The sequence below is a fragment of the Janthinobacterium paucivorans genome (assembly GCF_051380805.1).
Taxonomy (GTDB): Bacteria; Pseudomonadota; Gammaproteobacteria; order Burkholderiales; family Burkholderiaceae_D; genus Janthinobacterium; species Janthinobacterium lividum_D.
In genome coordinates, this window is the sequence record NZ_JBNYXR010000009.1 from 121,891 (window position 1) to 136,269 (window position 14,379).

General features: G+C 61.9%; 13 protein-coding genes and 1 pseudogene. 4 read left to right on the forward strand and 10 right to left on the reverse strand.

The genetic code is table 11. The features are described 5' to 3' along the window. Positions 1-15: 15 nt before the first annotated feature. The 7 genes from ACQ4V8_RS12975 to ACQ4V8_RS13005 form a co-directional block, all read right to left on the reverse strand. Positions 16-1,239 (reverse strand): response regulator, encoded by a 1,224-nt coding sequence (locus ACQ4V8_RS12975; protein ID WP_436571604.1) that lies wholly within the window; start codon positions 1,237-1,239, stop codon positions 16-18. 118 nt (positions 1,240-1,357) lie between these two features. After that, positions 1,358-2,380 (reverse strand): hypothetical protein, encoded by a 1,023-nt coding sequence (locus tag ACQ4V8_RS12980; protein WP_070347385.1) that lies wholly within the window; start codon positions 2,378-2,380, stop codon positions 1,358-1,360. Then, positions 2,377-3,396, reverse strand: a complete 1,020-nt coding sequence (locus tag ACQ4V8_RS12985; protein ID WP_436571605.1) for a hypothetical protein — start codon at positions 3,394-3,396, stop codon at positions 2,377-2,379. The genes ACQ4V8_RS12980 and ACQ4V8_RS12985 overlap by 4 nt, the downstream gene beginning before the upstream one ends. A 71-nt stretch (positions 3,397-3,467) precedes the next feature. After that, positions 3,468-4,724 carry an alpha-xenorhabdolysin family binary toxin subunit A gene (locus ACQ4V8_RS12990; protein ID WP_010397819.1) on the reverse strand — a complete coding sequence of 419 codons (1,257 nt, stop codon included), beginning with the start codon at positions 4,722-4,724 and terminating at the stop codon, positions 3,468-3,470. Positions 4,725-4,793: 69 nt separating this feature from the next. Continuing rightward, positions 4,794-6,068 (reverse strand): alpha-xenorhabdolysin family binary toxin subunit A, encoded by a 1,275-nt coding sequence (locus ACQ4V8_RS12995; protein ID WP_010397822.1) that lies wholly within the window; start codon positions 6,066-6,068, stop codon positions 4,794-4,796. Positions 6,069-6,479: 411 nt separating this feature from the next. Then, the gene (locus ACQ4V8_RS13000) at positions 6,480-6,932 is read right to left on the reverse strand and encodes a hypothetical protein (RefSeq protein WP_436571606.1); all 453 of its coding nucleotides are present in this window, start codon (positions 6,930-6,932) and stop codon (positions 6,480-6,482) included. Positions 6,933-6,946: 14 nt separating this feature from the next. Continuing rightward, the gene (locus tag ACQ4V8_RS13005; protein ID WP_436571607.1) at positions 6,947-8,029 is read right to left on the reverse strand and encodes a YeiH family protein; all 1,083 of its coding nucleotides are present in this window, start codon (positions 8,027-8,029) and stop codon (positions 6,947-6,949) included. A 118-nt stretch (positions 8,030-8,147) separates the two neighbouring features. Here ACQ4V8_RS13005 and ACQ4V8_RS13010 point away from each other — a divergent pair, with 118 nt between their 5' ends. After that, positions 8,148-9,050 (forward strand): LysR family transcriptional regulator, encoded by a 903-nt coding sequence (locus ACQ4V8_RS13010; RefSeq protein ID WP_436571608.1) that lies wholly within the window; start codon positions 8,148-8,150, stop codon positions 9,048-9,050. Between the two features lie 12 nt (positions 9,051-9,062). On the opposite strand, the gene ACQ4V8_RS13015 is transcribed toward ACQ4V8_RS13010, so the two are convergent. The 3 genes from ACQ4V8_RS13015 to ACQ4V8_RS13025 form a co-directional block, all read right to left on the reverse strand. Continuing rightward, positions 9,063-10,169, reverse strand: coding sequence for a flavodoxin family protein (locus tag ACQ4V8_RS13015; RefSeq protein WP_436571609.1), 1,107 nt, complete (start codon positions 10,167-10,169; stop codon positions 9,063-9,065). Between the two features lie 296 nt (positions 10,170-10,465). After that, entirely contained in the window at positions 10,466-10,894 is a 429-nt protein-coding gene (locus ACQ4V8_RS13020; RefSeq protein WP_280720894.1) for a c-type cytochrome, read from the reverse strand. Between the two features lie 164 nt (positions 10,895-11,058). Next, on the reverse strand, positions 11,059-11,937 hold the full coding sequence (locus tag ACQ4V8_RS13025; protein WP_029496377.1) for an EamA family transporter: 879 nt from the start codon (positions 11,935-11,937) through the stop codon (positions 11,059-11,061). Between the two features lie 210 nt (positions 11,938-12,147). Between ACQ4V8_RS13025 and ACQ4V8_RS13030 the strand changes: the two genes are divergently transcribed. The 3 genes and pseudogenes from ACQ4V8_RS13030 to ACQ4V8_RS13040 all read left to right on the forward strand — a co-directional run bounded on the left by ACQ4V8_RS13030 (position 12,148) and on the right by ACQ4V8_RS13040 (position 14,211). Next, positions 12,148-12,474 (forward strand): hypothetical protein, encoded by a 327-nt coding sequence (locus tag ACQ4V8_RS13030; protein ID WP_010397836.1) that lies wholly within the window; start codon positions 12,148-12,150, stop codon positions 12,472-12,474. A gap of 27 nt (positions 12,475-12,501) precedes the next feature. Then, positions 12,502-13,116: pseudogene (locus ACQ4V8_RS13035) on the forward strand (IS5 family transposase); the annotation flags it as partial. A 168-nt stretch (positions 13,117-13,284) separates the two neighbouring features. Then, on the forward strand, positions 13,285-14,211 hold the full coding sequence (locus ACQ4V8_RS13040) for an AraC family transcriptional regulator ligand-binding domain-containing protein (RefSeq protein WP_436571610.1): 927 nt from the start codon (positions 13,285-13,287) through the stop codon (positions 14,209-14,211). Positions 14,212-14,379: the final 168 nt, after the last annotated feature.

Genomic DNA, 14,379 nt, shown 5'->3' on the forward strand with positions numbered 1-14,379 from the left:
TCTGCCATGCATCTGTCATGAGATAAACGAAGGAGCGCCATCTGCGCGTCCTTGATGCAGTAGCTGGTTGACGCTGGCCAGCAGGCTGGTGCCCGAGGTGGTGATGAAGCGGGCGCCGGCCATTTCCGCTTGCGTGCCGTAGTTGGCGAGCGTATCCTTGCTGCAATATACGATGATGGGCAGCTCCGGCTGCACTTGCCGTACCTCGCGCACTGTGCGCACGCCCGCATCCTTGAGCCTGCGGCCGTTTTCCACCCGCCCCATGTCCGTGATGAACAGGGCGTAGCGTTTCTGTTGCAGCATGGCCAGTGCCTGGCGGGTCGACACGGCCTGGTCCACCTTGATGTTTTCCCGTTCCAGTTGTTCCACCAGCAAGGTATTGTTGCGCGGATGGTCGTCCAGCCACAGCACCAGGCTCGATGGTTTTTGCGCCGTCGGCACGCCGGCCATGGCCGTCACGGCCGCGCCGCCATCGGGCGGATGGGCCAGCAGCAGCTGCGTGACGGCTTGCTGCATGTCGTCGAGTGACTTTTGCTGTAATCGGCTCAGTTCCGTCACTTCGATTTCCTTGCCGCTTTCCAGGCGCACGGACTCATTTTTGACAAGGCTGTCGGCGCGCTTGATCATGATGGACAGGTAAATGCGCGTGAGCAGGTAGCCGATCAGGAAACCGTGCACGGAAAAAAACAGCATGATGCCGCCCACCAGCGCCATGGCCGTGGGCATGTCCGTGGCCAGGCTGGGCGCGATGAAGGCGGCCATGCTGTGCGCGCTGCCGGGCAAGCTTTTGAGCTCGATCAAGCCTACGCCGACGATGATCTTCGTCAACCAGTCCGACACCTCCACCAGGTTCGAATTGATTTCCATGGGTGTGGGCGTGCCCAAAAACAGGGTATTGCTGGCGTTGTCGGCCGCCGCATCGGCGTTAGGCGCAGGTGGCTCGTCCGTGGGCCTAGCCTTGCCATTGGCCCGCTCGTCGGACGGCGCGGCGTTGACGGTGCCCAGTGGCAGGCTGCGCGGTATGCCGAACAGAAATCCCAGCAGCATGCCGCTGACGCAAAGGCCCATGCTCCACAGCAGCGCCGGTACAGCGTGGTAGTACGGCGGCAGCAGGGCGCCCGCCATGACGGCCAGCAAGCCCGCCAGCAGGATGTATAGCAGGATGAATGGCAGCGCATCTTTCTTGCGCACCGCTGCCGGCGCACTGGCGCCGACGCTGCTGGTATCCGATTTGCCCACGGCCCCCCCCCCAATAGATGCGGCATTGCACAAGCTGCATATGCGCATCATAGGCAGTAGGGCGGCCGTGGCATTGAGACGGCGCAAAGCGGCGACATCGCGCCAGTGTCAGTCTTTGTCAGCCGCCTCCTTGCGCCAGCGCCGATTCGCGCGCCACCCGCGTATAGGCATTGGCCAGGTCGTGCCATTGCTGTTTCGCCGCATTCAGGTGCAGCCGCTCGAGGAAACTGCCCAGCTTGTCGTTCTGCTCCGCCTTGAGCAGGTCGAGGATGGATTGCATGTCGGTCTGCGAGGTGACGACAGCGCCCAGCAGTGCTGCCAGGCCGGTCTCGGCGCCGCGGCTGCTGCTATCGAGCTGCTGGAACGCTGCCGAGATGCTTAGGATCGAACGCTTGAAGTCGTCGCGGATGGCGTTGAACTTTTGCGGCAAGCCATCCTGGCAGTGATGCGACTGGGCCGCCTGTTCAATCTGCCGCAGCGCTTCCTGGGCCGAGCGGTCGGCACCCTCGATGGCCAGGCGGATCTGTTCGTGATAGGCGCTTTGCTGCTGCAGCGACACCGCCAGCGCCTGCGTGCCCGCCTTCAGCTGGGCCGAACTGCGCTCCATGTCGCTGCTCAGCTGTTGCAGCGCCTGCGTCGCCGTTTGCCGCTGCTCGTCGTTGGGCCCGATTCCCTGGCGAATCTGCTCCTGCACCGCCAGCACGCGGTCGGCGTTCGCGTCAAAGGCGCGGCTAAAGGCTGGCAAGCTGTCTATCCACGCCTGGGTGGGAGCATAGGTCGCGCCCAAGTTGCCCGCATCGCGTTCGGCGCGGGCCAGCACTTGATCGAGCTCGTTGCGCGTCCATGTGAAATCGACATTTTGCGACCATGTTTCCGTGGTCGTCTTGGTGCACATGCCAAGGCCCCACCACGCGTGCTCACTGCACCAGCTGCACTGCGTCGACAGCGGGTACGGTCCCAGAGGCTGGCGTACGGCATTGCGCATATTGGCCACTTCGCGCTGGAATTGCGCCAGTTGGCGCAGCGCGTTTTCCAGCGCGGCGGTATTGCTGTTTTGCGCCATGGCGGGCACATGCAGCAGTCCCAGCGCCAGAGTGGCCATGGCCAGCAGATGCAGCAGGCGTGCGACGGCGCGCATCATGGCTGCCATCCCGTCGCGTTGGGCGGCGCGGGGAAGTCGAGCAGCGCGTTGCTGGCGTAGCGTTGCGCGGCGACGATGAGCGCCTGCCACAGGGGAAAGGCGCTGGCGCTGGCCAGTGTTTGCGCCAGCCAGCTGTCGTTGCCCAGTTCCGCGTCGCTGGCGTCAGCCGCCAGCTGGGTCGTACCGGAACCGAGAGCACTCCACGCGGTGCGCAAGCCGTCCAGCCAATGGATTAGCTCATCGATAGCCGCTTCCAGCCAGCCGCTATTGGCCAGCAGCAGGTTGACGCCTTCCAGTTGTAGTCGCAGCTGTTCGGACAGCGCCGTGTCGCGCGCCAGCTGCTCGCGCAAGGCGTGCAACTGCGCCTCCAGTTCCTTTTTCTTGTGCCCGCTGAACAGTCCCAGGTGCGCCAATTGTTCCTCTATCGATGCGATGGCTGCCAGCAAGCCCCCCAGCGCCTCTTGCTGCGCCTGCAGATCGGTGCCCGTCTGTGTTGCCAGCATGGCCAGCGCCGCATTCGCCGGCAAGACGCCATCCTTCCAGCTGTTCAAGCCTTGCCGCAGGGGGGCAATGGACGCGCGCGCTTCTTCCACCATCGGTCCCAGCGCATGCAGTACTTCGCGCCTGTCGCTGGCGACAACACCGGCCTCGAGCAGTGATTGTTGATACGACAGCATGCTGGCAGCCGAACTTTTCAGGTGCAAGACAAACCACACCAGGCCCGCGTACAGCATGGCCGGCCGCGTGTCCTGCGCCAGGGCGTCAGGCGATGTGGACAGCAGGGCACGCAAGCTTTTCGGCGTGCCAAAGCGGGCAGCCTCGTCCGCTACGGCTTGCGCCGCCGCTGCCAGCGGCTTGTCCGGACCGGGCTGCTGCTTGTCCGCCTGAACGATGTAGTACGTGAGGTGATCCCAGGCGCTGCTGCCTTCAAACGCCAGATGGGGATTGCCATCATCAACCGGTTGCCACAGTGCCGCCTGTTGCACTGCCAGCGGATATCCGAATTGTCTCGACATGGTGTTTGCCTTTCTGTATGCCAACGATCGGTATGTTTGCCCCCCGGTGCCTGAACCGGGGGGCAAAGTCATCAAGCGGCGCGCTGGTTTTCCGACAAGTGCTGGCCGAATGCGAGGTTGTCGTAGTCGACCAGCGACTGCACGGTAAACTGCTTGGCGCTGTCATCGATGGCTTGCCAGGAATCGATGGCCAGATTGGCTTTCGCCTTGACGAGGAAAGGCATGCTGCCCACGTTCGATTCCGTGATGCTGTTGCCCAGTGTGATCATGTCCGTATTCATCTGCACCCATACGCCTTCCACCGTTTGCAGGCTGCTGAGGAATTTGGACATGGCCGGCCCCACGCGCGCCATCTGCGTGTTGAAGTCGCCCAGGTCGCTGCGCAGCCGCTGTTTCTTTTGCAATTCCTGCGTCTGGCTGCTGATCTGTGTGCAATATTCGTTGTAGGCGGCACGATTCTGCGCCGCCTTGACGCCCAGCCCGACGCCGGTGGCGATGGCCGCTGCGCCGCCCACCAGCAGCGAGACGCCGCCCGTGAATGGCGCCAGCAGGCCGCCGATCAGCGCGCAGCCGACGGACGCCGTGACGGCGGCGATGGTGAAGTCGCGCCAGGCCTTGTAGGCTGCATCGCGCAGTTTCTCCAGCTCCACGATCTTCGTTTCCAGGCCGCCGATGGTGCGGTTTACATCAGCGATCATCGTCGACGAAGTGCTGGTAAATGCCTGCAGCTTGCTGTTGTATTCATTCATTTTCTGTTCGAACAGACCCAGCTTCCTGATCAGTGCCGCCACTTCGGTCGACATTTTTTGCGCCAGCGGTATCGGACCCATGGTCTGGTCGAACAGATAGGCTTTCAAGTTCTCCACCTGTTCCTTGGCCGGCAGGCCCGGCAGTTCATCGAGCACGCTTTGATAGCCGCTCACCAGCTTGGTCGAGGTGTCATGCACGCGCTGGCCCAGCCATACTGTGTGCGTGTAGATCTCTGTCGGCGGCGTCGGCGTGGCCAGCAGGCCGGGATTCTTGATCAGGGCCGCGCGCAGGCTTTTCGGGTTGCCGAATTCGGTGGAGGCGTTTTGCACGCTTTTCATTGCGCCGATGCAATCGAGTACCGTCTGCGAGCCATCGACGGCACCGTACTTGCTTTCGAAATCGCCCTTGGTGATGGGCAACTCGCTGGCCGAGCCCACATAGGCTTGCAATTCGATCCAGCTATCGCTGAACAGGGCAAACTGGCTCTTTTGTCCGGATTGGGGATTGGCCGGCGTGGTCAGGCCTGGCGGCGGTTCGATCGATGGCGTGGCGGCGGTATTGATAGCGGTAACACTCATGGTAGTTCCCTTCAGTGATCAGGTCAGACTGCGTGGAAGTACGGAAAACAGCGACTGAAAACGCTGGCGTCAGGCGGCGAGCCTGGTCGCCAGTTGCTGCTGCCAGTCGGGCTGGTCTGGCGGCAAGCTGGCGCCAAAGCCGATCAGATTGGCATCGACAAAGGACCCGGTAATAAACGCCTTCAAGGCGTTGTCGAGCGTGCGCCAGCCATCGGCAGCCTTGACCATCTCGGCTTCGCGCAGCCATGGTCCGGTATGCAGGTTGTCCACGCTCAAATCGCTGGCGCGCGCGCCCAGTTCCCGCGCCGATGCGCTCCAGGCCGCTTGCACGCTGCGCAACTGGCCCAGGATGCCGTTCGATGCCGGCAGCGAGAATTTCATCAGTTCATCGAGCGCGCCCAGGTCGCTGCGGTAGCACACGCGCTTGGCGAGGAAGGCGCTTTGATCGTGTACTTCTTGTACCAGACCATCGTATTTGCCGCGCGCCACGCCGGCCGCCGCGCCCAGCGCCGCTGCGGACAGCGCCACGCCGCCGCCGGTGACGGCCGAACCGATGGCAAAGCTGCCGCCGCCCGTGGGCACGGCCAGGATCACCATGATGGCAATGCCGACGATGCCGATGACGGCCGGTACGATGCAGGCGGAAATAGTCAATGCCAGCCATTTCGAATAGGCGGCGTCGCGCGCGCGCTCCAGTTCCCCGATTTTCTGCCCCAGCGCGCCGATTTCCTTGTCGAGTTCAGTGCGTGTCTTCGATGAGCGTTCGGTGAAGGTGCGCATCAGCAACTGGGCTTCGTCCAGCGCTGTTTCGATTTGTTCGAATTCCGCAATCAACTCGCCGATTTGCGCGATGGTGTTTTGCATATTGTCGAGTATCTGGCCATTGTTGAGGAACAGGCTCTTGATGCCGGCCGTGACGTCGGCCGCCGATTCGTGGCGCGCCATTTCCGGGATGCTGCGCAAGGTCGACGACAGCGTAAAGGCATCGCGGTGCGCCCGTTCCACGGTCCAGACGGTGGCGGAAAAGGCATCGTTTTTCGGGCGCGTGCCGCTGGCCAGGAAATTCGGGTCGCGCAAGATCTTTGCCCGCAGGCTGCTGGGACTGCCGTAGCGCTCGGCCGTCTGGCGCAGCTTGCGCATGGCGTCGAAGCATTCCTTCATTTGCGAACCGGACGAGGCGTCGCCGTAGCGCTGTTCGTATTCGCCGATATCCGACGGCAGGGCCAGCACGGCCTGGATGCGCGTCTGCAAGTCTATCCATTGCTGCGAGGCCAGCACGAAGCGCTGGCTATCGGGATTGTCGCCCGGTGTCAGCAGAGTGGACGAGGGCAGGAACAATGTCATGTAGTTCTCCAGTTCAAAGTGGTCGCCAGGCCGCGCCGTGCAGGCGCGCCGGTGTCTGACAATATGGAAAAAACCAAAGATTTTGCCGCGGCTGCGCCAGCCTGCATGGTCGACATGGCAGGGCGTCGCTTAGACGGCGAAATCACAGCGACAGCCCTGATGCGCGCGGCGGTGCGGCGCGGGCGAAAGAGCGGCAGGCGTGGCGGGAGATGCTGGCGGGCCGGTCTTGTGCGCGGATTCTGGAAGCTAGTATGCACTTTTTACATGGCAACATTCTCTCTAAAGATAACCTTGCCTCGATTTATTGCATTGTTTTAAAACAAATGTTTTGCAGCTTGATTTTGCGCAAATGTTTGAATCTTAACGCCGGTGTTTTGCCTTTCTTCAGAAGCGAGTCACAAGCAGTTCTTTTCAGGATGAACGGCACTTGTTGTCCGGCCTGTAGGTCAACGGCAACAATGGACTGTGGGACGTGCCGCAAAGCGTGCGTAAATATAGCGGCGTGCTGCGCAATAGCCAGGGCAGGCCAGACGATGGGTACAGCGTGACGGGCATGGCGTATCGCAACAACTGGAACGCCACCGACGAGGTGCCGCTGCGCGCCTTGGAGTGCCGCAGCCCTGCCTCTTCTTTCCTTGAATTGGCCGTGCCGAGCGCCACGCGTGCATCGGCGACGATGCTGGTCTTGCTGCGCCATTGCGCGATGCCCAGGTACACCAGGTACAGTGCGCCAGCCAGTTCGACAGATGCATGGGTGTTCCTGGGGGAGGTCCGAAAGGGGAGTGTGGAGTCAAAACGCACTGACTGTCCGGAGTTTTCGACTCCTGCGTCAGTGGCACCCGCTTGAATCAGGCTCAAGCTCATCTTCAGCTTCAGCTTCAGGCAAACAAGCTGGCCACGACATGGTTGATGGCGGCGCCACCGGCGATCAGCCAGCAAAATAGCAGGCCGCCCAGCAGCAGGGGCTTGACACCGGCGCGGCCGATGGCCGACATGTGCGTCGTCAAGCCCAAAGCCGCCATGGCCATGGCCAGCAGGACCGTGTCCAATTCGGTGATGCTGGCCACTGTGCTTGCTGGCAACAGGCCCAGCGAATTGAAGGCCAGCACGGCAATAAAGATGAAGGCGAACCAGGGAATTGCCAGCGCGGCCGCCTTGTCCTGGTCGCTGTTGCCTGCCTGGCCCTTGCCACGCGCCAGCACTGCCGACAGGATGACGAGGAAGGGCGCAAGCATCATCACGCGCACCATCTTGGCGATCACGGCCGCATTCGCCGTTTCTTGGCCGATTGACTTGCCGGCCGCCACCACTTGCGCCACTTCATGTACGGTCGAGCCAATATATACGCCGAAGGCGGCAGGCGTGGCCGCCAGCACATGCCAGCCTTGATTCCATTGATACAGCAGCGGATAGACAAAAATCGCGATGCTGCCGAAGAGCACGACGGTCGAGACCGCTACGCTGACATCCTCGCTGTTTGCCTTGAGCACGGGTTGCGTGGCCATCACGGCTGCCGCGCCGCAGATGGAACTGCCGGCGCCGATCAATATGGCGCTGTTGCGCTCCAGCTTGAACACTGCGGTGCCGAGCAATATGGCCAGGCCAAACGTCGACATCAGCACCAGCGCGTCGATGGCGATGCCGGCCATGCCCACTTGTCCGATATCGTGGAACGTCAAACGAAAACCGTAGAGGATGATGCCCAGACGCAAGAACGTCTGCTTGGAGAGCGCCACGCCCGCGCCGCAGGTGGGCGCCAGGCGGCCATACACGCTGTTGCCGAGCACAATGCCCAGCATGATGGCCAGTGTCAGGGCGCTCATGCCGTGGCTTTGCATCCATGCGAGCTTGCCCAGGACGATGGCGCCATAGGCGATCACGCCGCTCAGCAGCAGGCCTGGAAGAAGGCGGCCATAGCGGTCGCAGAAACTTGTTGTGTTGCGTGTTGATAGCGATGACATGCCGTGCTCCATGGTTACTGGTGTGTTTGGCATGACTGTACAGTGCGCCTATTAAATGGTAAAACGGATTGTTTTTGTATATTCAACCTAAAAAATAGGTAGATAGGGGAGAGAAAGCGTGGCGTTAACCTTGCGGCAATTGCAAATTTTCCTGGCCGTGGCGGACACGGGCAGCACCAGTGCGGCCGGCGAGCGCATTGCGCTGTCGCAATCGGCCGCCAGCGCGGCGCTGAATGAACTCGAAACCTTGCTGGAGGCGAAACTGTTCGACCGCGTGGGCAAGCGATTATTGCTCAACGACAATGGCCGCCTGCTGTTGCCGCAGGCGCGGCAGATGCGCGACGCGGCTGACAGCATCGAGCGCCAGTTTGCGGGCGCCGACCCGTCCGTGCCCGTCAGCCTGCAAATCGGCGCCAGCACCACCATCGGCATCTATCTGTTGCCGCAGCTTTTGGCGCAGGCGGCGCGGCAGCATGGGCCCAGCATTCCGCAGGTGACAATAGCCAACACGGCCGACATCGCCGCCGCCGTGGCGCAGTTTCGTGTCGATATCGGCCTCATCGAAGGGCCGTGTCACGCAGCGGGCTTGCTGGTGGAACCGTGGCTGACGGACCAGATGTTGATCGTCGCCGCGCCCACGCACCCGCTGGCGCAACGGCGCCGTTTGCTCAGCTTTGTGGAATTGCAGCAGGCGGGCTGGCTGTTGCGCGAAGCGGGCTCGGGCACGCGCGAGGTGGTGGAGCAAGCGCTGCTGCCACATTTGCACTATTTGCGCGCCGCAGGTGAATTCAGCAACTCGGAAGCGATCAAATATGGCGCGGCGGCCGGGCTGGGCATCGCCTGCCTGTCGCGCGTGGTGGTGGCCGATCTGTTGGCCAGTGGGCAACTGGTGGAACTGGAAACCATGCTGCCTCCGCTGGAGCGCAACTTTTACCTGCTGCGCCAGTCCAAAAAGATTCTGTCGCCGCGCTTGAACCGGTTCCTGGCACTGTGTCGCCACGCGACACGCAAGGCGGGGTAGGCCGGCGCGGCCTCATTTTGGCCGTGGAGCCTGTAATGGCGCATCGGGCGGTACCAGCTCACCCGCCCGCAGTCGCTGGACGGCTTCGGCCACGGCGCGCGCCACGTTGCGCACTTCTTCCTGCACATGGGTATCGCGGTCCAGCGTCTCATGGCTTTGCGCATAGCTGTCGTAATAACCGATGTAGCGGTCCAGCCGCGATTTCGCGCCCGCATCGATGAGGCCCATCCAGTCGAGCCAATCCGACAGGCCCCGCCGCACGCCTTCGATGCCGGCCACGTCGCCATGCACGACCAGGCCATACGCGCGTCCGGCCAGGTGTTTCGGATAATTCCAGCCTTGTAATTCCAGAGCCTTCGCTTCCACGGCTTTTTTGCCATGCGTGCTCGTGGGGTCGGGGTTGCCGCCATCGGCGCAGACGAGCCGGTCTATCATCAGTTTCAGCACGCCAGGCGTCTGGTACCAGTACACGGGCGTGAGGATAATGACGGCGTGCGCGGCCGTCCAGCGCTCGTAAATGTCGGCCATCCAGTCATTCGTCTGGCGTTCGCCATGGTTCGGATAGCAGCTGCACGGCCAGTGGCACAGGGGCATGGCCGTCGAGACGCAGCCCTTGCACGGATGGATGTGCAAGTCATACGACGATGTCAGCAAGCTCAGGTCCAGCACGTCCGCTTCGATGTGCTCGGCCTGCAGCACGTCCTTGGCCCACTGCGTCATGCGCCAGGTCTTTGAGATTTCTCCTGGGCAAGAACCGTCGTTGCGCGCCGCGCCGCAGATCAGCAGCACGCGCGATGGCGTGGCTGGCTCTTTCTGGCGCGCTGCGGCGGCCAGCAGGCGCTCGCGCGTGGCCAGCCATTCCACCGACAGTTCGTAGTCTGGGTCGGCAAAACCGGGCCCCGCCTTCTGCGTGACGGGCGCCTTGCGGCCATCCTGGTAATTCTTCCAGGCCACTTCTTCCACCTGCACCAGGGCGCCGCTGACGGCGTCGAACGTGGGATCGGCAAACGAGCGGATGAATTGCAGATGAAATTCAACCCTGTCCAGCGGCGCAGGCGCCTGGCCCTGGCGCGGCTGGGGGATGGGGGGAGTGGTTGGCATAGTGGGAGTGGCGGACATGGCTTCTCCTTAAGGATGGCACTATCTTGTCGCAGGAGTTGGCGCTGGTCTGTGCGTTGAGTCACTGTGCAGCGATTAGTCAGCAAAACTGCCGTTTCAGACCCTGCGCCGCGCATGGTCTGGCCATGTAGCGCTTGCTGCGCTCGCTGCGCATGCGGGCCGCAAGGAAGAAGTCGCGGCGCGCATCGTCAACAACAAAGAGCGCAAGTGCGTGAAGTGCAGGCGGTGCCGCCGTTGTCAGCTGCGTTATGGAGGCATGTGAAGCATGCCTTGTTGCCGGCGCTAATCGGAGGTGTTTATTGCGTGCGCAGGTAGGCCAGCAGGTCCGCTACTTGCTGGGCATTGCCGATGCCCCAGAAGCGCATTTTGTTTCCAGGAATGAAATCGCTCGGTGCCTTGAGGTAGCTGGCCAGGTTTTGCTCGGTCCAGACGATGTTCGCGTTTTTCATGGCAGCCGAATATTTATAGTCGGTAGTGGAACCGGCTTTGCGGCCGATCACGCCCGTCAGCTTGGGGCCGAAGCCGGCGCGCGCCGAAGGCCCCACCTGGTGGCAGGAGGCGCATTTGTGATACGCGGCCTTGCCCGCTTCGGCATTGCCCGTGAGAGCAGCGGGAGCGGCGGCGGCCTGCGCGGTAGCGCCTGGGGCCAGCAGCAAGGCGGTAGCGGCGAGCGGTGAGAACAGACGCAAAAGAAAGCTGGCAGAGATCATCAGTGAGGCTGGCATAGGCTGTAAGGACCAGAGGTCCGAGATGGCACGCGATGAGGTATTCTACAGGCGGGCAGCAAAACCTGCCGGCCAGTGGCGCAATGATGTCAGTATCCGGTGCCTGTGCCAGTGCCGGTACAGGAAGCGCCGCAGCAATGGGTAGGCAAATAGTTTGAATAGCGTCAGCGCTTGGCGCCTTGGGCGCCGAGCGCCGCCATGGCCGATGCGAACACGATGCAGGCGATGGCCAGCCATTGCGTTAGGCTCAGCAGTTCCCCCAACACCGCCATCGCCGCCAGCGCGCTGACGGCGGGTGCGGCGCTGCTGAACATGCCGAACACCCCTTGCGGCAAACGGCGCAGAGCAAAGATTTCCAGCGAATACGGCAGGGCGCTCGATAGCATGGCAATGGCCAGGCCCATCAGCGCCATCGACGGTGCCAGCAGGTCCGTGCCCGAATACGTGATGCCGATGGGCACAGTCACCATGGCCGCTACCGTCATGCCCCAGGCGACAGCTTGCCCGCCTTGCAAGGTCGAGGCGCGTTTGCCGAAGATGATATACAACGCCCAGCATACCGCCGCCCCCAGCGCGTACGCCACGCCGACCGGATCCAGGCTGCCTGGGCTACCCTGCAGCGGCAGCAATAAATACAGGCCGAACACGGCGCACGCGACGGCCAGCAAATCGCGCGGCCGGCGCGACGCCAGCATGGCCACCGCCAGCGGCCCCGTCACCTCGATGGCGACGGCAATGCCGATCGGTATCAGCGCAAACGCGCGGTAAATCAGCAAGTTCATCAGTCCCAGCACGGCACCGTAGACCAGCAAGTTCAGCACATCCTTGCGCGTCAGCCGGAAACGCCACGGCCGGAAGATCGCCAGCAGGATCAGCGCCGAAAACCCCACGCGATATGCGGTAATGCCTTCGACGCCCATGACAGGAAACAGATTCTTCGCAATCGCCGCCCCCAGATTGACGGAAATCTGCCCTCCCAGTACAGCGAGGGAAGAGAGCAAAATGCTGTCGGGCAGGGGGGAGGTCGAGGCGGATGAGGTCATGGGGCGCTATTTTAATATGCCTAAGCCTGGCAATTGCTGGCAGCTTGCTAAGCGGGGCGATATTTGATTGAATAGTTGCCGACTTTATTGCCGTATCGCGGCTTCCTTTTCGATATTTTCTAGCAAAATACGCTACAGTTATACAAATGTTTCCTAGTGGATAAGAGTAGTCGGCGCAAAGACCTATTTTACCAACTCAGGAGTTATCTATTGGACAAAGCTTACTTCTTCATTGTGGGCGCATTCGCATTGTCTGTGTTGCTAGGTTTGCGCAACACAAGACTCTGGCCTGTGCTTTGTCTTGTAGCGATAGCGCCTTCTGTACTAAGCCTTGCAGGCTTAGGCTTTGCGTCGACAAGCATGCTGTTTTTTAGTCTTCATCTTGTCGGTATAACAATTCTGTACACCTTCATCGGTTTGGCGGGGGTGCTGCTGGGCAAAAGCATCCGCAAGCGATTGAGCAGAAATGGCGGCCAGGGAAGCACTAATTTATTCATCTGGCACCATTCCCTGCTGCGGTTTGACCTGAGACAATAACGGTATCGCCACCGTCCGCCATCGATCATGCAAAAGAGCTTCTCTGACCTCGAATACGCCGCCAAGAAGAAACTAACGCGGCGCGACCGCTTCCTGGCGGAAATCGACAGCGTGACGCCGTGGGGCAAGCTGCACAAGCTGATCGAGCCGTTCTATCCGAAGGTCGAGGGCGCCGGTCGCCCGCCGACCGGACTAGCGCGCATGCTGCGCATGTATGTGGCCCAGCAATGCTTTGGATTGTCTGACGAAGGCATCGAAGACGCAATCTACGACAGCCAATCGATTCGCGCCTTTGTCGGCATTGATCTGGGCCGCGAGTCGGCGCCAGACGCGACGACCTTGCTGAAGTTCCGCCACCTTCTGGAAGCCAACGCGCTGACGCGCCAGATTTTCGACACGATCAACGGGCACTTGGCCGAGAAGGGTCTGATGATGCGCGAAGGCACCATCGTCGACGCCACGCTGATCGCCGCGCCGCCGTCCACCAAAAACAAGGACGGCAAGCGTGATCCGGAGATGCACCAGTCGAAAAAGGGCAATGACTGGCACTTTGGCATGAAGGCCCACGTCGGCGTGGACGCCGCGTCTGGCCTGGTGCATACCGTCATCGGCACGGCCGGCAATGTTGCCGACGTGACGCAGATTGAGGTTGTCCAACAGTGTACGCAAAACGTGTCTGGCTTTAAATAGCGGCCAGCTACGACGGGGTACATAATCACACGACTCTAGACATTGTAACTGTCCCCCCCCCATCATCAGCCTGCGCTGGTACTCGATTACGCACGCAGCCGCGAGCTGGCCACGGCACCGTTGCTCAAGGGCACGGGCCTCGATGGTGCTGCGCTGCCATCGGCGGAAAGCCAGGTCAGCGCCGTCCAATACCTGCAATTGCTGGCCAACGTGGCGCGCGGCCTCGACAGTGCCGACACCAGCTTCATGCTGGGCCAGCAAATGCTGCCCGGTCATTACGGCGCCGCCAGCCATGCCTTGTTGCAGGCGCAGAGTCTGCGCCAGGCCTTGGGCATCCTGTGCGCCTTTCATACCTTGCTGTGTCCGTTGCTGCAGCCCCGCTTGCGTGCGGCGGGCGAGTTGCAGGTGCTGTACTGGACCGATGCGTTCGGCGCACCAAGCCAGCTGCCTTTTTTGGTGGAAATGCACATGACGGCGCTGGCCGCCATGTGCCGCTGGCTGGCCGGCGAGGCGCTGCCTTGGCGCTTTTGCTTCAACCGTGCGCGGCCGCGTCACGTGGAACAGCATGAAGTGCACCTGGGCCAGGCGCTGCGTTTCGATTGCCAGGTCGATGCCATGCTCATCGATTCGGGCTGGCTCGACAAGCCCTGGCCGCGCGGCAATGCCACGGCGGCCGCGCTGGCCCTGCGCTCGGCGGCAATGGCGCCCGTGCCCGCCGCCAGCCTGCCAGGCGCGTTGTACGACTATCTGCTGGCCAATATCCGCTGCGCCCCCACGCTGGAGCGCACGGCGCAGCAGTTTGGCGTCAGTCCAGCCACCTTCAAGCGCCACCTGGCGCGCCACGGCACGCATTTCCAGGCCGAACTGGACCAGGTGCGCGCGCACAAGGCCATCTATCTGTTCCATGTGCATGGCTACGACAACGATGGCGTGGCCGCTTACCTTGGCTTTCATGATGCGACCAACTTTCGCCGCTCGTTCAAGCGCTTGACCGGGCAAACGCCGCAACTGTTGCGTCATGCGCTGGCGCTGTTCGTAGCCGGTTAAGCTGAAGCGGGCGCGTCGCGTGCCTAAGCCGCAGACAGTTGTTGTAGAGGGAACAATTGCCCGTTCTACCACATCCATAGTACACTCGATCAGAGAGCGAACAGACGCGCTTTGAGGCGCTCAGGCACAGCGGCAGACGATCGGTGTGCCGTGCCTTAACCCAGCCTG

Excerpts from the sequence above, each read along its gene's own strand:
- ACQ4V8_RS12980 (WP_070347385.1), bottom strand. The coding sequence starts at position 2,380 with ATGATGCGCGCCGTCGCACGCCTGCTGCATCTGCTGGCCATGGCCACT.
- ACQ4V8_RS12985 (WP_436571605.1), bottom strand. The coding sequence starts at position 3,396 with ATGTCGAGACAATTCGGATATCCGCTGGCAGTGCAACAGGCGGCACTG.
- ACQ4V8_RS12990 (WP_010397819.1), bottom strand. The coding sequence starts at position 4,724 with ATGAGTGTTACCGCTATCAATACCGCCGCCACGCCATCGATCGAACCG.
- ACQ4V8_RS12995 (WP_010397822.1), bottom strand. The coding sequence starts at position 6,068 with ATGACATTGTTCCTGCCCTCGTCCACTCTGCTGACACCGGGCGACAAT.
- ACQ4V8_RS13000 (WP_436571606.1), bottom strand. The coding sequence starts at position 6,932 with ATGAGCTTGAGCCTGATTCAAGCGGGTGCCACTGACGCAGGAGTCGAA.
- ACQ4V8_RS13005 (WP_436571607.1), bottom strand. The coding sequence starts at position 8,029 with ATGTCATCGCTATCAACACGCAACACAACAAGTTTCTGCGACCGCTAT.
- ACQ4V8_RS13015 (WP_436571609.1), bottom strand. The coding sequence starts at position 10,169 with ATGTCCGCCACTCCCACTATGCCAACCACTCCCCCCATCCCCCAGCCG.
- ACQ4V8_RS13020 (WP_280720894.1), bottom strand. The coding sequence starts at position 10,894 with ATGCCAGCCTCACTGATGATCTCTGCCAGCTTTCTTTTGCGTCTGTTC.
- ACQ4V8_RS13025 (WP_029496377.1), bottom strand. The coding sequence starts at position 11,937 with ATGACCTCATCCGCCTCGACCTCCCCCCTGCCCGACAGCATTTTGCTC.